The sequence below is a fragment of the Rhodococcus sp. ZPP genome (assembly GCF_017656075.1).
In the GTDB taxonomy this organism is placed as follows: Bacteria; Actinomycetota; Actinomycetes; order Mycobacteriales; family Mycobacteriaceae; genus Rhodococcus_F; species Rhodococcus_F oxybenzonivorans.
Window position 1 is genome coordinate 1,875,441 of record NZ_CP058638.1, and the last position, 16,797, is coordinate 1,892,237.

General features: G+C 65.7%; 20 protein-coding genes. 7 read left to right on the top strand and 13 right to left on the bottom strand.

The features are described from left to right. The 5 genes from HYG77_RS08845 to cobF all read right to left on the bottom strand — a co-directional run bounded on the left by HYG77_RS08845 (window position 1) and on the right by cobF (window position 4,194). Window positions 1-777 carry a hypothetical protein gene (locus tag HYG77_RS08845; protein WP_208962434.1) on the bottom strand — a complete coding sequence of 259 codons (777 nt, stop codon included), beginning with the start codon at window positions 775-777 and terminating at the stop codon, window positions 1-3. A 74-nt stretch (window positions 778-851) separates the two neighbouring features. Next, window positions 852-1,334, bottom strand: a complete 483-nt coding sequence (locus HYG77_RS08850) for a DUF456 domain-containing protein (RefSeq protein ID WP_109327573.1) — start codon at window positions 1,332-1,334, stop codon at window positions 852-854. Continuing rightward, window positions 1,331-2,542: a formate-dependent phosphoribosylglycinamide formyltransferase gene (gene purT / locus HYG77_RS08855; protein WP_208962435.1), complete on the bottom strand. Its 1,212-nt coding sequence runs from the start codon at window positions 2,540-2,542 to the stop codon at window positions 1,331-1,333. The genes HYG77_RS08850 and purT overlap by 4 nt, the downstream gene beginning before the upstream one ends. A 26-nt stretch (window positions 2,543-2,568) precedes the next feature. Next, entirely contained in the window at window positions 2,569-3,435 is an 867-nt protein-coding gene (locus tag HYG77_RS08860) for an Fpg/Nei family DNA glycosylase (protein WP_208962436.1), read from the bottom strand. Between the two features lie 18 nt (window positions 3,436-3,453). Next, window positions 3,454-4,194, bottom strand: coding sequence for a precorrin-6A synthase (deacetylating) (gene cobF / locus HYG77_RS08865; RefSeq protein WP_208962437.1), 741 nt, complete (start codon window positions 4,192-4,194; stop codon window positions 3,454-3,456). Window positions 4,195-4,281: 87 nt separating this feature from the next. On the opposite strand from cobF, the gene HYG77_RS08870 reads away from it, so the two are divergent. The 5 genes from HYG77_RS08870 to HYG77_RS08890 all read left to right on the top strand — a co-directional run bounded on the left by HYG77_RS08870 (window position 4,282) and on the right by HYG77_RS08890 (window position 7,183). Beyond that, complete coding sequence (locus HYG77_RS08870; RefSeq protein WP_208962438.1) at window positions 4,282-5,082, top strand: thymidylate synthase; 801 nt, start codon at window positions 4,282-4,284, stop codon at window positions 5,080-5,082. Further along, window positions 5,082-5,588, top strand: coding sequence for a dihydrofolate reductase (locus HYG77_RS08875; RefSeq protein ID WP_208962439.1), 507 nt, complete (start codon window positions 5,082-5,084; stop codon window positions 5,586-5,588). The genes HYG77_RS08870 and HYG77_RS08875 overlap by 1 nt, the downstream gene beginning before the upstream one ends. A gap of 72 nt (window positions 5,589-5,660) precedes the next feature. Further along, window positions 5,661-6,059, top strand: coding sequence for a hypothetical protein (locus HYG77_RS08880; protein ID WP_208962440.1), 399 nt, complete (start codon window positions 5,661-5,663; stop codon window positions 6,057-6,059). Window positions 6,060-6,129: 70 nt separating this feature from the next. Continuing rightward, complete coding sequence (locus HYG77_RS08885; protein WP_109327559.1) at window positions 6,130-6,456, top strand: cupin domain-containing protein; 327 nt, start codon at window positions 6,130-6,132, stop codon at window positions 6,454-6,456. 1 nt (window position 6,457) lies between these two features. Beyond that, window positions 6,458-7,183 carry a hypothetical protein gene (locus HYG77_RS08890; RefSeq protein ID WP_208962441.1) on the top strand — a complete coding sequence of 242 codons (726 nt, stop codon included), beginning with the start codon at window positions 6,458-6,460 and terminating at the stop codon, window positions 7,181-7,183. An 11-nt stretch (window positions 7,184-7,194) separates the two neighbouring features. Here the strand turns inward: HYG77_RS08890 and HYG77_RS08895 are convergent, their stop codons facing one another. Next, a complete protein-coding gene (locus HYG77_RS08895; protein WP_208962442.1) occupies window positions 7,195-7,818 on the bottom strand; it encodes a Tat pathway signal protein in 624 nt (207 codons plus the stop codon). A gap of 140 nt (window positions 7,819-7,958) precedes the next feature. Here HYG77_RS08895 and HYG77_RS08900 point away from each other — a divergent pair, with 140 nt between their 5' ends. Further along, the gene (locus HYG77_RS08900; RefSeq protein ID WP_244461350.1) at window positions 7,959-9,578 is read left to right on the top strand and encodes a GAF domain-containing protein; all 1,620 of its coding nucleotides are present in this window, start codon (window positions 7,959-7,961) and stop codon (window positions 9,576-9,578) included. Here HYG77_RS08900 and HYG77_RS08905 read toward each other — a convergent pair. The 6 genes from HYG77_RS08905 to HYG77_RS08930 all read right to left on the bottom strand — a co-directional run bounded on the left by HYG77_RS08905 (window position 9,575) and on the right by HYG77_RS08930 (window position 15,532). Beyond that, complete coding sequence (locus HYG77_RS08905; protein WP_109327551.1) at window positions 9,575-10,210, bottom strand: response regulator transcription factor; 636 nt, start codon at window positions 10,208-10,210, stop codon at window positions 9,575-9,577. The genes HYG77_RS08900 and HYG77_RS08905 overlap by 4 nt on opposite strands. Window positions 10,211-10,215: 5 nt before the next feature. Continuing rightward, window positions 10,216-11,103: a universal stress protein gene (locus HYG77_RS08910; RefSeq protein ID WP_109334909.1), complete on the bottom strand. Its 888-nt coding sequence runs from the start codon at window positions 11,101-11,103 to the stop codon at window positions 10,216-10,218. Window positions 11,104-11,158: 55 nt separating this feature from the next. After that, window positions 11,159-12,199, bottom strand: a complete 1,041-nt coding sequence (locus HYG77_RS08915) for an LLM class F420-dependent oxidoreductase (protein WP_109327549.1) — start codon at window positions 12,197-12,199, stop codon at window positions 11,159-11,161. Between the two features lie 58 nt (window positions 12,200-12,257). Then, window positions 12,258-13,142 carry a universal stress protein gene (locus HYG77_RS08920; protein WP_208962444.1) on the bottom strand — a complete coding sequence of 295 codons (885 nt, stop codon included), beginning with the start codon at window positions 13,140-13,142 and terminating at the stop codon, window positions 12,258-12,260. Between the two features lie 274 nt (window positions 13,143-13,416). Next, window positions 13,417-13,872 carry an SRPBCC family protein gene (locus HYG77_RS08925; RefSeq protein ID WP_244373553.1) on the bottom strand — a complete coding sequence of 152 codons (456 nt, stop codon included), beginning with the start codon at window positions 13,870-13,872 and terminating at the stop codon, window positions 13,417-13,419. Between the two features lie 151 nt (window positions 13,873-14,023). Then, entirely contained in the window at window positions 14,024-15,532 is a 1,509-nt protein-coding gene (locus tag HYG77_RS08930) for a glutamate-cysteine ligase family protein (RefSeq protein WP_208962446.1), read from the bottom strand. 112 nt (window positions 15,533-15,644) lie between these two features. Between HYG77_RS08930 and HYG77_RS08935 the strand changes: the two genes are divergently transcribed. Then, complete coding sequence (locus HYG77_RS08935; protein WP_208962447.1) at window positions 15,645-15,905, top strand: hypothetical protein; 261 nt, start codon at window positions 15,645-15,647, stop codon at window positions 15,903-15,905. A gap of 15 nt (window positions 15,906-15,920) precedes the next feature. Here HYG77_RS08935 and HYG77_RS08940 read toward each other — a convergent pair whose 3' ends face one another. Next, window positions 15,921-16,715: a M23 family metallopeptidase gene (locus tag HYG77_RS08940; RefSeq protein WP_208962448.1), complete on the bottom strand. Its 795-nt coding sequence runs from the start codon at window positions 16,713-16,715 to the stop codon at window positions 15,921-15,923. Window positions 16,716-16,797: the final 82 nt, after the last annotated feature.

Below are 16,797 nucleotides of genomic sequence, written 5' to 3' on the forward strand. Positions count from 1 at the left end.
CTAGCAGCCTTCCATCTGCATGCTGTTCATCGACATCATCTCGCTGACCGGCGGTGTCTGCGGTTGTGAGGCCAGCCAGTCGTTGTATCCGCCCATCTGCTCGCATGCGGCCTGATCGTTGTCCCTGCGCTCCTGCCGCCGCTCCCGATTGCGTTCGTCCATGTCGTCGTCGTTCCGGTCGACGGCGATGCCACCCGTGGTAGATCCGTTGGCCTGCCGTTCGAGCCCCCGAACCCCGTCAGTGCGCATGATCCAACCGAGGGTGTAGTCGGCACCGTCGCGGTTGGTGGTGGCGCGGTAGAGGCCTTCATCGGCCGCCGCGGGTGCGGCCTCGAACGCCTTGTCGGTCATGCCCGCACCGGTGACCGTCCCCGACACCTTTCCGTCGCTCATCGTGCCGGTGAGCGACGACCCGTCCGGCGCGGTCAATGCCAGCCGGTCACCGTCCATCGTTCCGGACATCCACATCCACATGTCGTCGCCGTCGCACAGGAATGCGACAGCGTCGCTACCCGACGTGACGACAGCAACATAGGCGTCCGAATCGTCCACCGCGCCGAGGAAGGTTCTCTCGAGCTGGGGTTCTTCTACGAACGGGGAGGGGATCTGCTCCATCAGGGCGGCCGCTGCCGCGGTGGTGCTCGCGGTGGTGGTCGCCGAGGCGGCGGCGCTGGTGTCGCTCGCCGCCGACGAGCCTGACGAGTCGTCCCCACAGCCGCTCATGGCCAGGACGATGACAGTGAGGGGACCGAGTAACCAGGTCGTCTTGGTATGCACGGGCGTTCCTCCGCTAGGTGGGAGATCTCGTTCCGCATTCCATACTTGCAGGTGACGACTGCGTCTGGATACCCCTAAGTCGCAACCACCGCCGCCAGCCAGACACCGGAGGCGATCAGGGCGCCGAGCAGTTCGATCAGCATCGACAGCCCGACCGCCTTGCACGCGTGCCAGGTCGACGCCCACGCACGGTTGTGCGCCCGCAGCCGGTAGAGCTCGGCCACATACGTTCCCGCGATGAAGCCGAGGAACAGGCCCACCACCGGGATGACGAAGAACCCGACGATCCCCGTCAGTCCACCGGCGACGAGCGACATGTTGGGCACGCCGGCACTGCGCATCCGTCTACCGGGCCAGGTGTACTTCACGACGCCGCTCACCACGAGAAACAGCGTGGCAGCGGCGAACACGGCCCACCCGGTAGCGGTGCCGGACATGATGGCCCACACGAGGATTGCGGCGAAGATCAGTATCGTTCCGGGAAGTACCGGAATGACGATACCGATCAACCCGATCACGATAACGAGGCCGACGAGCGCCTCTGCTCCCGTGCTCATTCGACCGGACGAACGCGGGACGCGGCCTCGCGCGCCCTGCTGCGCGCCGTCTCGACGTCGGGTCCCGTGGACACGGCCACTCCCATGCGCCGACGGACGTAGCTTTCGGGTTTCCCGAACAGCCGTAGGTCGGTTTCCGGTACGGCCAACGCCTCGGCGACACCCTCGAAACCGATGCCGACTGCGTCCCTGCCGCCGTAGATCACCGCGGACGCGCCGGGCGCGGTGAGCGTGGTGTCGACGGGAAGCCCGAGTACTGCGCGGGCGTGGAGCTCGAACTCCGAGAAGCGTTGAGTGCGTAGAGTTACCAAGCCGGTGTCGTGCGGACGGGGGCTCACCTCCGAGAAATAGACGTCGTCACCCTTGACGAACAGTTCGACACCGAACACTCCCCTGCCTCCCAGCGCCGCGGTCACCGTCCCCGCTATCTCCCGCGCGCGGGCGAGCGCTACCGGGCTCATCGCCTGCGGCTGCCACGACTCCACGTAATCACCGGCGTCCTGCAGATGACCGATGGGCTCGCAGTAGGCGGTGTGCACCTCACCGTCCGCGCCGACGGCCCGAACGGTGAGTTGGGTAATCTCGTAGTCGAAGTCGACGAACCCCTCGACGATGACGCGTCCGTGATTGATCCGGCCGCCGGAAAGTGCGTATTCCCAAGCCTTGTCAACGTCCGCGAGATCGCGGACGGTCGACTGCCCCTTCCCTGACGAGGACATCACCGGCTTGATCACACACGGCACACCGATGCGTTCGACAGCGGAACGCACTGCGTCCAGCGAGTCGGCGAATTCGTACGGCGACGTCGGGAGTCCCAGTTCCTCGGCCGCGAGACGGCGTATCCCCTCCCGGTTCATGGTGAGCGCGGTGGCGCGCGCGGTCGGGATCACCACGGCGGCACCGGACTCCTCTACGGTGGCCAGCGCGTCGGTGGCAATGGCCTCGATCTCGGGAACAACGAAGTGCGGCTTTTCGGCGTCGACGAGACGCAACAGCGCATCCGGATCGCTCATGTCGACGGTGTGCGCGCGGTGCGCGACCTGATGCCCGGGCGCATTGTCGTACCGGTCGACCGCGATCACCTCGACACCGAGTCTCTGCAGGGCGATGATGACTTCTTTGCCCAGCTCACCCGACCCGAGCAGCATCACGCGTATCGCGCCCGCCGTCAGAGGTGTACCGAACCGCTCGGGTGCCTGTTTCCGCATGGCGACAACTATATGCGTGCGGAGAGCTACTTCAGCAGCCTGGACATCCGCCGATCCGCGAGCACCTTGCCGCCGGTCTGACACGTGGCACAGTACTGAAAAGACCTCTCCGCGAACGACACTTCCCGGACCGTGTCGCCGCACACCGGGCAGGGCAGACCTGTGCGCGCGTGCACCCGCATACCGGATCTCTTCTCCCCCTTGAGCCGCGCGGCATCCTGACCGAGTGACCGTTCGACGGCATCGGTCAGCACCGTGCGCATCGTGTCGTACAGAATGTGGACGGAATCCTCCGGCAGTGTCTTCGACGTCGCGAACGGTGAGATCTTCGCCGTGTGGAGTATTTCATCCGAGTACGCATTGCCCACGCCGGCCAGCAGAGACTGATCGACCAGGGCGTTCTTTATCCGCGCTGAGGAGGTCTCGAGCAGCGCGGCGAACTCCGGTTCGGTAACCTCCAGGGCGTCGGGGCCGAGTCGCGCGATCCCCTCCACTTCCTGCGGGTCGTGCACCACCCACACCGCGAGCCGCTTCTTCGTTCCCGCCTCGGTGAGGTCGAACGCCGGTGTCGCCCCCTCCGGAGTGAAGAAGTGGAGCCGCAACGCGAGCGGACCCTTCCCCGGCTTCGGCGGGGCGGCCGACGGGTTGTCGGTCCAGCGCAACCATCCTCCGCGGGAGAGATGCGTGACCAACCACACCCCGTCGCAATCGAGGGCCAGGTGCTTACCGAAACGCGCAGCACCCGTCACATCCCGGCCCTGCAACGCCGTGATCGGCGGGTCGAACGTCTTCAGGACACTCAGCGCGGCCACGTCCACCCGTCCGACGACCGCTCCCACGGCGTGTTTCCGCAGGAACTCGGCTAACGCCTCCACCTCCGGCAGCTCGGGCATGGCACCAGGCTAACGGACCTACCGCCGCAGCAGGTACGTGTCCATGATCCAGCCCTTGCGCTCGCGAAGTTCGGCCCGCACCCGCTGGATCTCGCTTTCGACGTCGCGGAGGCGACCGGAGATGAGGACCTCGTCGGGGGTGCCCAGGTAGGCGCCCCACCAGATCTGCACGTCCTCGCCGGGTACTTGGGTGAACGTCGTGTTCGCGTCGAGCATCACCACCGCGTTGTCGACGCCCTCGGGGAGTCCCTCGGCAAGCCGGCGACCGGTGGTGACGTGAATGGGTTCACCGATCCGGTTGAGCACCATCCGGTGTCCCGCCGCCAGCGACTGCACACTGGTCACGCCAGGGATCACCGAGTAGTCGAACGACACATTTCCGCGGGCGAGTACTCGCTCGACGATCCGCAACGTGCTGTCGTAGAGCGACGGGTCACCCCACACGAGGATCGCCCCGACTCCCGGTTCGGCCGCAAACTTCTCCTCGAACACTGCCGCGCGACGCTCATGCCAGTCGTCTACAACGCCCTCGTAGTCGTCGGGCGTGCGGTTCCGCGGCGGGTCGGCGATGACGACCACCCGATACGGACCAGTGACGTGTTCCTCGAGAATGGTGGTGCGGAGGTCGACGAGGTCCTGCTTCTCGTCTCCCTTGCCGATGACGAAGAAGGCATCAGCCTTGTTCATCGCCTTGATCGCCTGGATGGTCACCTGGTCGGGGTCGCCGGCGCCGATGCCGATCACGAGAAGTTCACGCATGGGCGAAGGCTATCGCTCGTGAGTGGTCGAGGAGTCCAGGGACCCGCAGACCACTCACGGGCGGCGGAGCCGCCTAAACTGAACGCCGTGACTGTGCCGACCCCGTACGAAGACCTCCTCCGACTCGTGCTGGACACCGGCACGCCGAAGGCCGACCGCACCGGAACCGGCACGAGAAGTGTCTTCGGTCATCAGATGCGGTGGAATCTGGCGGACGGGTTTCCGCTGGTCACGACCAAAAAGGTGCATCTCAAGTCGATCGTCTACGAGCTGCTGTGGTTCCTGCGCGGCGACTCGAACGTGAAATGGCTTCAGGACAACGGCGTGACCATCTGGGACGAGTGGGCCGACGCGAACGGTGAACTCGGCCCGGTCTACGGCGTGCAGTGGCGCAGCTGGCCCACCCCCTCGGGTGAGAACATCGATCAGATCACCCAGACCATCGAGACGCTGAAGTCCAATCCGGATTCGCGGCGCATCATCGTGTCGGCGTGGAACGTCGGCGACATCCCGCAGATGGCATTGGCGCCGTGCCATGCGTTCTTCCAGTTCTACGTGGCGGACGGCCGGTTGTCGTGCCAGCTGTATCAGCGCAGCGCCGACATGTTCCTGGGTGTTCCGTTCAACATCGCCAGCTACGCGCTGCTCACCCATATGGTGGCGCAGCAAGCCGGACTCCAACCGGGTGACTTCATCTGGACGGGCGGCGACTGCCACATCTACGACAATCACGTGGACCAGGTCGCGGAGCAGCTGAGCCGGGAAGCGTTTCCGTATCCGACGTTGAAGCTGAACAAGCGGGATTCGATCTTCGACTACACCTTCGAGGACGTCGAGATCGTCGACTACCGCCATCACCCGGCCATCAAGGCTCCGGTGGCCGTCTAGTGGGCGCACGGCAGGTCAGCCTGGTCTGGGCGCAGGCGAACGGTGGCGTCATCGGCCGCGACAACACCATTCCGTGGCATGTGCCCGAGGACATGGCGTACTTCAAGAAGGTCACGCAGGGACACCCCGTGGTGATGGGCCGCAAGACCTGGGACTCGTTGCCGGCAAAGTTCCGGCCACTACCGGGGCGGCGCAACATCGTGGTCACCAGGCAGCCGGGCTGGATGGCGGGGGGCGCGGAGACCGCGTCCGGGCTCGCATCGGCGCTGGCACTGGCGAACGAGGACGTCTGCATCATGGGCGGCGGCGAGATCTACAGGGCAGCAATGCCTTTCGCTACACGGTTGTTCGTCACCGAAGTCGACGTCACGGTCGACGGCGATGCTTGGGCGCCGCCGATCGACGACTCCTGGTACGCCGAGGACACCGGTGAGTGGCTCGAATCGGCGAAGAACGGCACCCGGTATCGGTGGATTACCTACACCCGGGCATTACCTGCGAGGTAATTGAGACCATTCGGTTTCGGCGCGAGTCTGAGTGATGTACCCGTTCACTCGTCTCACGTGAGGATCGCCGACATGATCGCCGCACTCGAAGCCCGAACCGCCCTCTCCCCGCTGCGCCTAGTATTGCGCCTCGACGCCGTCGTCACGGGCGCCAACGGGCTTGCCTATCTCGTTGCCGCCGGCCTACTCGACGGCCTTCTCGGTCCGACGACGGGTTTTCTGCGGGTCATCGGGGTGTTCCTCCTCGCCTTCGCCGTGGGCGTGTGGTCGGTGAGTACGCCCGACCGCCCGCGAACCGCGGCCGTCGAGGCCGTCATCGTCGCCAATGCCGCGTGGGTGGTCGCCAGCCTGGCACTCGTACTCGCGGGATGGCAGCATCTCACCACTGCCGGAGCTGCCTGGGCTGTATTGCAGGCCGCTGTGGTCGGGGCCTTCGCGGCGCTGCAGGGGTGGACACTCGCCCGTCGCTGACACAGCACCACGACCGCACCGTTACCCCATTCACCGGGTGACGGTGCGCGCGTTGGGTCATACTCGACTCATGGACAAGAAGTCACTGACCGCCCTTGCCCGTCAGCAACTGAAGTTGGCAGGCGGGACGTCCAGCGGTCGCAGTTCGCAGACCGTGTACGGCGGCCACCGGCGCAGTCTCCGTCAGACCGTCGTCGCGCTCACCGCAGGTCAGAAGATGGCGGAGCACGAGAGCCCGGGTGAAGGCACACTGTTCATTCTCAGCGGCAAGCTGAACCTGGTGTCGGGCGAGGATTCGTGGAAAGGCTCCTCGGGCGATTTCCTGGTTCTCCCGAGTGACCGGCACAGCGTCGAAGCGCTGGAGGACGTGGCTTTCCTGCTCACCGTCGCCATGTGACATGACCGACACGCAACCGGTGATCGAGGTGTCCGTGGCTGCGGCGCCGTCCGTGGTGTGGCCCGCGCTACGGGATCCGGAACTGATCCGGCGCTGGCACGGATGGGATTATGACGGCCTCGACGCGGAGATCCAGGAAATCTATTTCCGCGACGTGACCGAGAACCCTGCCGAGTACAGCCTGGCCTTGGCCGGGGGTGACCTCTTCACACTCCACGAACACGAGGGCACTACCCTCGTGCGGATCACCCGGCCGTCCCGCGACAGCAGCCCGGACGCGGCCGACTGGTATGACGACGTCACCGAGGGCTGGACCACGTTTCTGCAGTTCCTGAAATTCGGCATCGAGCGGCACGGATTGGCGGAGCGGCGCACGCTGTTTCTCGAAGGCCCGGTCGCGCAGGGAGATTCGGCGCAGCATCTGCTGGGCCTCGACAAGATCACCGGGTCGAGGCCGGGCGCTCACTTCAGCGCCGTCTCTGCGACGGGCGACCTGCTGTCCGGCGTGGTGTGCTTCGTCGGCGAGCACCAGACCGCGGTCAGCGTCGACGATCTCGGCCCCGGACTGCTGCAGTTCGGCGAGCAGCCGGTCAACTCTGCGCGCCCGCACGGTGGTGCTCAGATACTGCTGGCCGTGTACGGCCTGGACGAGGAAGAGTTCCGCGAGCTCGAGCAGCGCTGGACGGAGTGGTGGCGGGCCCGGCCGCCGGCCGGACCCGCCACCTAGTTGCTCGACTGTCAGGCGAGCACCGACCCCAGACTGGGCCACCAGATTGTGCTCTTGACGATGTTCGGACCGACCTGATGATTCAGCGACCCGTACACGGCCGCCACGACCAGGCCGCCCCCGAGACCCGCGACCGGCGGGGTGGAGATGACGGTGGGAACGGCTACGTTGTTCTGGTCCAGCTTGACGACGCCACTGGCACCGGTGGCGAAGCTGTAATACACGACTTCGAGCTGGGCACCGGCCTGGTCGGCAGCGATGGTCCCCGGTCCCCCGAAGAACCCGAAGCGGAACTGGTTGCTCATGTTGGTTGCCACTCCGGCGCCGTACAGCTGGCCGAGGACGGGTCCGCCCTGACCGGTGTCGGAGTACGCGGGAACCTGGAAGATCTGGCCCGGCAGGGCGATGTCCATCGCGGCCGCATCGGTCGGTGAGAGTGCCAGCCGTTCGATGGCGGCCTCGGCGTCCGGATTACCTGCTGCAGCGGTCCGCAGCTTGGCGATCGCCGTGGTGGGGTCGACAGCCGGAACTGAATCTGTGGGCTGCGCCGAAGCCGCCCCGGTAAACATCATCGTCGCTGCCACTGCAGCGGTCAGGCCTGCCGCGATCCGTCGTCCGAAGTGCCGTCGATTCATTCTTCTTCTCCTCGTCCTTCATGGATAAGCGTTACTTCGAATGAGTAAACACTCTCGCGCCTCTATCGACACCCCAGTTCCCGGCGTTACCTCCCGCTCGCACCTATGCTGCTGACATGGGACGGGACGACCAGCACGGGATGAGGATGAGACTGCCTCGCGGAGGCCTCAGCGAGGTCGTACCCACCCGTCAGAGTTTGCAGCGTCTGTTCGAGGCGGTGCTCGTGGTGGGGTCAGGTCTCGAACTCGATTCGACCCTGCAGCGCATCGTCGATTCGGCCACCTCGCTGCTCGACGCCCGCTACGGCGCATTGGGTGTGCGTGCCCCCGATGGCGGTCTGGCCGAGTTCGTGTTTCGGGGCATCACCCCGGACGAGCGCGCCGGGATGGGCCATTTCCCGGAAGGTCGCGGGCTGCTCGGCCTACTGATCAACGACCCGCGCCCGGTCCGTCTGCCGAACCTCTCCCGCCATCCCGCATCTGTAGGCCTTCCGCCCGGCCACCCACCGATGAGTAGCTTCCTCGGCGCGCCCATCATGATGCGCGGGACCGTGTTCGGCAGCATTTACCTCACCGAGAAACGCAGCGGTCCCGAGTTCACGGAAGAGGACGAGATGATCCTGCTCGCTCTCGCCACGTCGGCCGGGGTGGCCGTGGACAACGCCCGGTTGTTCGAGGAGTCGCGGACGCGCGAGCGATGGCTGACGGCGGTCGCCTCCATCACGTCGCGCTTGATGGTCGGTGGCTCACTCGACGAGACCCTACGCACCCTCGCCGGGCAGGTACGCGAATTGTCGAGCGGCGACGAGGTATTCATCGTCGTCACGCAGGGCGACGGCGCCGTGGTGGGAGCGGATACCGCCGCACGTCCCCTTCCCGACGCCTATCGGATCGCTGCACACGCCGAGCCGCTGGCCGAGGTCCAGCATTCCCGGACTCCCGCTCTGCTGACAGGATTGGCCGGTCTGGCACCGTTCTCGCCGGATGCCGGTCGCGCCGCCGTTCTTCCGTTGTCGACGGCATCTGGGGTCGGCGGCGTCCTGGTGGTCACCGCCCGCGGGAACGTGCCGTGGGACCCCGACGAGGTTGCTCGGCTCGAGTCGGTGGCCGACCTCGCCGCTGTGGCAGTCGAGTTCGCGGACCAACAGCGCAAACAGCGACTGTTGTCGGTACTCGCCGATCGCGACCGGATAGCCCGGGACTTGCACGACAACGTGATTCAGCGTCTCTTCGCCACGGGTATGAGCCTGCGGAGCACCGACGCCGACGGACATGTGCCGGAGGCGGTGCGTTCCATCGTGGCCACCGCAGTCGAGCAACTCGATCGGACGGTGCGCGAAATCCGTACCACCATCTTCGATCTTCAGGCCACCGATGCCGCGTCCGCGACGAGCCTGCGCAGACGTTTCCTCGACGTGGTCAGTGATCTCACGGCGCAGTCACCGATCGCTCCCAACGTTCAATTCGCCGGCGCCATCGACACACTCGTACCGAACCGGATCCATCAACACGCCGAGGCAGTCCTGCGTGAAGCCCTGAGTAACGCGCTGCGGCATGCTCGCGCGACCACGATCGACATCTGCATCGCAGCCGAAGACGAACTCACCATCACCGTAGAGGACGACGGAATCGGCATCACGCCAGGAGACCGTAGCGGCTTGGCAAATCTCGATCGCCGGGCCGAGTTGTGCGGCGGCACCTGCACCGTCGAGACGGGCCCCTCGGGCACACTCGTCACATGGCGAGTACCCATCTCCTAGGTCCGGCGCCGCAGCTCCGTCGCCAATACCGCTGCCTGAGTGCGCCTTTGCATTCCCAGCTTGGCCAACAGCCGCGAGACGTAGTTCTTGATCGTCTTCTCGGCGAGGAACAGCCGCTCGGCGATCTCCCGGTTGGTGAGACCCTCCCCGATCAGCTCGAACACCGCCCGTTCCTGTTCCGACAGTTGCGCGAGCGGATCTTCCCTCCGCTCGGACCGAATGCGCTGCATCAGCGCCGACGTGGCACGGCTGTCGAGTAGCGACCCCCCCTGTCCCACCGTACGGACCGCGGACACCAGGTCGGTGCCGAGAATCTGCTTGAGGACGAAACCGGACGCACCCGCCATGATCGCGTCGAACAACGCCTCGTCGTCCGAATACGACGTGAGCATGAGGCAGCGGAGCGCAGGCAGGGCGGCTCGAAGGTCCCGGCACAGCTCCACACCATTGCCGTCCGGCAGCCGGACGTCCAGGACGGCGACATCCGCACCGCTGGCGGGCAACCGGGCCAACGCCTCCGCTACCGAACCCGCCTCCCCGACCACTTCCAGATCCGGCACGCTGCCGAAGAGGTCGAGAAGGCCCCGGCGAACGATCTCGTGGTCGTCGACGAGAAACACTCGCGTGGTCATGCTTGCTACTGTTCTCGCACGATCATCACCGGACAGTCGGCGGTATGCATCAGGGCATTACTGGTGGAACCGAGCAGCATGCCCGTGAAGCCGCCGCGCCCACGGCTGCCGACCACGACGAGCTGCGCCTTCTCGGCGAATTCACTGAGGACACGCACCGGACGATCCCGCGCGACGACGCGTTCGACCGTGACGTCGGGATACCGCTCCTGGAAGCCGGCGAGCCGCTCGGAAAGTACTACCTCTTCCCCGGTTTGGATACCCCCCCACAAGGGGTCGTCCGGGCTTGCACCGAGCGAAGGCTGAACGCTGACGTCACTCCACACGTTGACCGCGACCAACGTCGACGACGTCGCCGACGCCTGCGCGAAGGCGACGTCCACTGCCGCCTTGCTACTTTCCGAACCGTCGACGCCGACCACGATCGGACCTTCGGTGGGCGGCCGCCCGTCGAGTGTGCGGCCACGCACCACCACGAGCGGGCACTGCGCGTGGGCCGCCACCGAGGATGTGGTGGAACCGACGAGCAACCCGGTGAACTCACCGTGCCCGCGCGAGCCGAGAACCACCATGTGCGCGTCGGCAGACAGGGCGATCAGCGTCTGACTCACCTTGCCCTCGTGCTGCTCGGTGGTGATGTCGAGGCTGCCGTCCACTGTCTGCTTGGCCAGTACGCGGGCACTGCCGAGGCGGGCCTTGGCCGTGTCGGCCAGCTCTTCCTTGAAGCTCTCGGCCAGATAGGGCTCGGTGTAGTAGAAGGCGGGGATGTGCACCACCGTCACGATGTGCAATGGCAGGGACAGCGCAGCTGCAGTCCTGGCCGCCCACACGACGGCAGCGGACGCCGACTCGGACCCGTCGACACCCACGATGATCGGCTTGTGTCCGGTCATGATCGCCTTCCCCTCCTTCACACCTGCTTCCAGGCACGGCAATTCGGTGGTTCGGTTACCCGCAGATCTTGCGCAGCTTCTCGACCAACTCGACGCGGCCGGCTCGGTCGGCGGCCAGCGGCGACACGGTGAGGGTGGTGACGCCGGACTCGGCGAACGCCGCGACGCGCTCCGCCACGTAACTCTCCGGTCCGATCAGCGAGACGGCCCGGACGAGTTCGTCGGGGACCGCCGCGGTGGCCTCGTCCTTCTTGCCTGCAAGATAGAGATCCTGGATCGTCTCGGCTTCTTTCTCGTAGCCGTACCGGACCGCGAGGTCGTTGTAGAAGTTCTTGCCCTTGGCACCCATGCCGCCGATGTACAGCGCGAGACTCGGGCGAACCCAGTCGAGCATGTGCTCCACGTCTTCACCGATAGCGAGCGCCGGCGACGCATAAACCTGCAGCTCACCGAGGCTGGGGTCGCGCTTTGCCTTGCCCTTGGCCAGTGGCTCGCCCCACACACTTGCCGCCTTCTCCGGGTAGTAGAAGATCGGCTCCCAGCCCTCCGCGATCTCGGCCGTCAGCTCGACGTTCTTGGGGCCGAGCGAGGCGATGATGATCGGAATGCGCTCACGCACAGGGTGGTTGATGATCTTGAGTGGCTTGCCGAGGCCTGTGCCCTTGTCCGCAGGAAGCGGCACCTGGTAGTACTTGCCCTGGAACTGAACCTTCTCACGACGCCACACCTGACGACAGATCTCGACGACCTCGCGAGTGCGGCCGAGCGGTGCGTCGTACTTGACGCCGTGGAAGCCCTCGATCACCTGTGGGCCCGACGCGCCCAGACCCATCACGAAGCGTCCGTTGGACACGAAGTCGAGACCGGCGGCCGTCATGGCGGTCAGGCTCGGCGTACGGGTGTAGATCTGGAAAATTCCCGAGGCCAGTTCGAGCGTGGACGTCTTGGCGGCCAGATAGCCGAGCTGGCTCACCGCGTCGAACGAGTAGGCCTCGGGCACGAACGCGATGTCGAGGCCCGCCCTCTCCAGGTCTGCGACCTCTTCGACCGTTTCGGCGAATCCGCCGCTGTAGTTCAAGCCCATACCGATGCGCACGTCGCTCCCCAATCCTGGCGTTCTTCTCTAACTCAGCACACTACTGCCGCCGATGGCGTCAGGGGCGTTCAGGCCTCACGACGACGACGGGACAATGGGCGCCGCACACCAGACTGTTACTGGTCGAGCCGAGCAGCATCCCGGTGAACCCGCCCCGGCCGCGGCTGCCGACCACCACGAGCTGCGCCTTCTTCGACCATCCCAGCAGACGGGCACGCGGGTTGTCGACGTAGACCTTTCGGGAAACCTGCACGTCAGGATATTTTTCCTGCCAGCCGGCGAGCCGCTCGGCGAGCACTGCCCGCTCGTCCTCCTCGAGGCCGGCGGGCACCAGCGCGGCGTTGCGGGGGTCGTCGAAGGTCATCGGGCCGAGGTCGCTCCAGACGTGGACGGCCACCAGCGCCGCGTTCCGCAACGACGCCTCGTGAAAGCCCACGGCGATCGCGCGTTCGCTGGTGCGACTCCCGTCGACCCCGACCACGACGGGGCCGCCGGAGTGCGCGTCACCGCGTACCACCACCACCGGGCAATGCGCGTGACTGGTGACGTTGATCGCGGTATTGCCGAGCAGGGCCGTCGCCGCCGCTCCCGACCCCGATGCTCCGACCACCACCATCCGCGCGGTCTCGGATAGGTCGACGAGCCACTGAGCGCTGCTGCCGATGGACAGCTCGGTGCAGACATCGATGATGGGGTTGACCACGTACGCCTGTTCCTGGGCTTCGGCGAGGATCGTTTTCCCGCTCGCCTCGACCCACTCGTACACACCGCCCGAGTCCATGTAGGGCCCACCGAAACCGTACGGGGCGAAATCGAGCGCGTGGATGATTTTCAGATTCAGTCCGCGTTCGGTGGCCAGTTCAGCCGCCAGTCGCACCGCAGCCTTGGAACTGTCCGACCCGTCGACCCCGACGACGACGCTGTTGCGGTCCCGTGCGCTCATGCCTCCACACTATCCCCGGTCGCCAATTCGGGTCTGCCGCCCTTCATCTTTCAGCAACGGGCCGGCATCACCACGCACCAGAGACTCCAGCCCTTTCGCGGGTCGGGCGCTCTGCGGATAGTCCCGTGTGTAGATTCCAAAGGGGTTGTTGGACAAATGCATTGGTCGAGTACATCACGACGGCGCGACCCGCCACCGACGGACGGTTGATCGACACCGCTGTCACCGACATCACATCTCTGTTCGACGGCGGGGTGGTGCACGTTTTCCGAGTTCAGCTTTCGGTGGTGAGCAGGTCGGCGAGGTTGTCCAGACTCGCACGCACCGTGCGGGAGTACGCCTTGTTGACGATGGGGTCCGCCAACTTGCCGAAGATGCCTCCGAGACCACTTTCGCTGTCGACGCGATAGGTGAACAGGGTGCCGCCGTCGACCTCTTCGAGTCTCGTTGACGCTGTGAACCCGATCTGGCCCTCCACCGACTTGGATACACCGGCCTTCGCCGGCTGATATTCGACGAACTCGCTGACCCACTCGAATCGCTTACCCAGGATCCGCGTTGCTCCGCGCCACCGGGTGCCTACCCCGGGGTCCCCATCGGTGAGCTGCTCGCATTCGACGATCGACGCTTCCCACGAGGGCCAGTTCTCCGCGACGGTCAGATAATTCCAGACTTCCGAGGGAGGGCGGGCGATGACGACGGACTGCTCGGTAACCGGCATGGCAATCATTCCTTGTACGGATGGCAGATGAATGGACCCGATGAAATAAGACCGGTCCGTTTTTATCGTCCTCCCGAGCCGCGCCGGTGTCACCCATGGTTAGCTCATCGAAGCACCGGACGGCGGCCGTCGACGGGGAGGATTCGTCACCGTCCGGGGTTCACACTCGCCACGTGTGGACAGGGCTCCCGTCACGCATGTTCTCGACGTACTGACGCATCATGGCGGCGAGCGCGTCCCGCCGGTTCATCCCGGCGTCCTCGTGACGAACTACCTGCACGCGCTGCCACGCCGCCCCTGTCTGCCGGGTGAGGCATCGGCCCTCGATGACGCTGAGGTAGCGGTCCCGCGCTTTCTGCGACAGGCCGAAGGCCGTCAGTCCCTGGTCGGCGATCGGCAATAACCTCCGCAGAACCAACTCGTCCGCTCCCAGCGTGCCGACACCCGGCCAGTACATCTCGGCATCCATGCCGTGCTGGGCCCCGGCGCGGAGGTTTTCCTCCGCCGCGTTGAACGACATCCGCGTCCATACGGGTTGATCGGCTTCGACCAGTCCTCGTAATGCGCCGTAGTAGAAGGCCGCGTTGGCCATGATGTCGAGCACGGTGGGGCCGGCGGGCAACACCCGGTTCTCGATCCGCAGGTGCGGTTTGCCGTCGGCACAGTCGTAGACGGGACGATTCCAGCGATAGATGGTGCCGTTGTGCATTTGCAGTTCACTCAGGTCGGGAATGCGGCCGGCGTCCAGTTCGGCCGCGGGGTCGACATCCGTCACCTCCGGAAGAAGCGCCGGAAAGTACCGGGAGTTCTCCTCGAACAGGTCGAAGACGGACGAGATCCACCGTTCCCCGAACCACACCCGTGGCCGGACGCCCTGATTCTCGAGCTCGAGGGGTCGGGTATCGGTGGCCTGCTCGAAGATCGGTATGCGCGATTCGTGCCACAGCGCCTTCCCCGCGAGAAACGGCGAGTTGGCTGCCAACGCGACCTGTGCACCTGCGAGGCACTGCGCAGCATTCCAGTGTGCAGCGAACTCTTCGGGTGCCACTCGCAGATGCAGTTGCAGTGACGTGCATGCTGCCTCGGGGACCACGGAATTGCTGTCGGCACGTAGTTGCTCCTGCGGACGGCCTTCGAGAGCGACGCCCTCGAGGTCGAGTTCGATGTCCTCTCCGCGTGCCGCGAAGATCTGCTCGTTGAGCAGTTCGTACCGAGGGTTGGCCGAGATCCACTCGCGATCCAGGTGCTCGAGCTCGAGGGTCGGCAGCATCCCGATCATGACCAGTTGTGCGTCGTGGCGGTGGATCCGGGCATCGACGACGGACAGTGATGCCCGCAGCGTGCGCTCGAGGTCGAACGTCCCGTCACCGACAAGCGGCCCCGGTTTGACGTTCATCTCCACGTTGAACTGACCCAGCTCGGTCTGGAACACCGCGTCGTCGCCGATCGACTCGAGCACGGCATTGTTGGACATCGCCGGCATCATGTCTGCGTGCACGAGATTGAACTCGATCTCCATGCCCAGCATCGGTCGTGGGGGGTCGATGTCGTCCCGGAAAGCGCCTTCCTTCAGCATGCGTTCGAGCGCGTCGGCGCACATCAGTACCTTCTGGCGGAACAAACGTCGATCTGCTCGGCTGAATGTCCGAGAGGTGACCTCGCGGCCCATGCCACTCCTCTGCTCTGCGACTTCGGTTCCGCGAGCATATCCGTTCGGTCGGCACGAGACCGGGGTGGCGGGATAACCTCGAACCAGACGCTGGTGAGCGGAAGGATCCGAGATGACACCTCACACCGACTCGAGGAGTAAACCAGAGTTCAGCGTGGGAACGCGGGTGAAGACCCGCCATTCGGTCGATCCCGAGCTTCCTGAGAAGGAGTGGCCACTCGAGACGGGCGTCATCGTCGACGAGTTCGGCGGCGTCCAGGACATCACCGACGAGTCCTACGGCCGCAACTGGGCCGTGTCGCGCCGATGGGCGATAGCCCTCGACGGTGGGCCCCTCGTCTTCCGTAACGACCCGGATCTCGAGCCGGAATAAGACCCGGAATAAGACTCAGGCGTTGGCGCCGGCGTCGCCCCACGTGACAGCCACGCCGTTTTTCTTCAACCAGTGGGCGGGATCGACCTTGTTTCCGGCGGCGTCATGGACCTCGAAATGCAGGTGCGGGCCGGTGGACTGACCACGGTTGCCCACGTGAGCGATCTGCTGTCCGGCGGAGACACGCTGCCCGACGGCGACGGTGTAGTCGTTGACGTGCCCGTACACCGTCACGGTGCCGTCGTCATGAAGCAACCGCACCCACAGGCCGAAACCGGACGCAGCGCCGGCGTCGATGACCTGACCATCGGCGGCCGCAAGGACGGGGGTACCGATGGGAGCGGCGATGTCGATGCCGCCGTGGTGCGCCCCCCAGCGCGAGCCGAAGTTGGATGTGAGGGTGCCCGAGACCGGCTGTACCGCGTGCGGCTTGACGGGGTTGACCGAGCTCAGCCACTGCTGTGCCTGTGCCCCCAGGTCGGGTCCGCCGAAGTTCTGGACGGCGGCCCCCAAATCTGCGGGCAATTCGACTCCGGCAGGGAGGACGCCCGCCGGAATCTCGAAGGGAAGGCCGGGAGCGGTGTGCGGGGCTACCGGCTCGACAGCGTGCGAGTCGGCCGGGGCAGCGGCCGCGCTGCCCGCTCCGAGCTGGGCTGCGCCGACGACGAGGGCGCCGGTGGCCGCCGCAACCGTGGCTGCCTTCATGCCCACTCCCGCTCCGGTCTGCGCAGTGCGATGGCGCCCGCGCGCCGCGTCCGGATCGATCTCGAATCGGAGCGAATTGCCGTTCGAGCGGTGGTGGGAACCCACAGTTGATACCTCGTCAGTCGTCGGATTGCAGCACGCCCCGTGTGGGGTGGGCTCCTCTGTCTGGCGACGAATGTAACAAAAC

Bases quoted from the DNA above. Each gene is read 5' to 3' on its own strand.
- HYG77_RS08850 (WP_109327573.1), bottom strand. From the start codon at position 1,334: ATGAGCACGGGAGCAGAGGCGCTCGTCGGCCTCGTTATCGTGATCGGG.
- purT (WP_208962435.1), bottom strand. From the start codon at position 2,542: ATGCGGAAACAGGCACCCGAGCGGTTCGGTACACCTCTGACGGCGGGC.
- HYG77_RS08860 (WP_208962436.1), bottom strand. From the start codon at position 3,435: ATGCCCGAGCTGCCGGAGGTGGAGGCGTTAGCCGAGTTCCTGCGGAAA.
- cobF (WP_208962437.1), bottom strand. From the start codon at position 4,194: ATGCGTGAACTTCTCGTGATCGGCATCGGCGCCGGCGACCCCGACCAG.
- HYG77_RS08880 (WP_208962440.1), top strand. From the start codon at position 5,661: ATGATCGCCGCACTCGAAGCCCGAACCGCCCTCTCCCCGCTGCGCCTA.
- HYG77_RS08885 (WP_109327559.1), top strand. From the start codon at position 6,130: ATGGACAAGAAGTCACTGACCGCCCTTGCCCGTCAGCAACTGAAGTTG.
- HYG77_RS08890 (WP_208962441.1), top strand. From the start codon at position 6,458: ATGACCGACACGCAACCGGTGATCGAGGTGTCCGTGGCTGCGGCGCCG.
- HYG77_RS08895 (WP_208962442.1), bottom strand. From the start codon at position 7,818: ATGAATCGACGGCACTTCGGACGACGGATCGCGGCAGGCCTGACCGCT.
- HYG77_RS08900 (WP_244461350.1), top strand. From the start codon at position 7,959: ATGAGGATGAGACTGCCTCGCGGAGGCCTCAGCGAGGTCGTACCCACC.
- HYG77_RS08905 (WP_109327551.1), bottom strand. From the start codon at position 10,210: ATGACCACGCGAGTGTTTCTCGTCGACGACCACGAGATCGTTCGCCGG.
- HYG77_RS08910 (WP_109334909.1), bottom strand. From the start codon at position 11,103: ATGACCGGACACAAGCCGATCATCGTGGGTGTCGACGGGTCCGAGTCG.
- HYG77_RS08920 (WP_208962444.1), bottom strand. From the start codon at position 13,142: ATGAGCGCACGGGACCGCAACAGCGTCGTCGTCGGGGTCGACGGGTCG.
- HYG77_RS08925 (WP_244373553.1), bottom strand. From the start codon at position 13,872: ATGATTGCCATGCCGGTTACCGAGCAGTCCGTCGTCATCGCCCGCCCT.
- HYG77_RS08930 (WP_208962446.1), bottom strand. From the start codon at position 15,532: ATGGGCCGCGAGGTCACCTCTCGGACATTCAGCCGAGCAGATCGACGT.
- HYG77_RS08935 (WP_208962447.1), top strand. From the start codon at position 15,645: ATGACACCTCACACCGACTCGAGGAGTAAACCAGAGTTCAGCGTGGGA.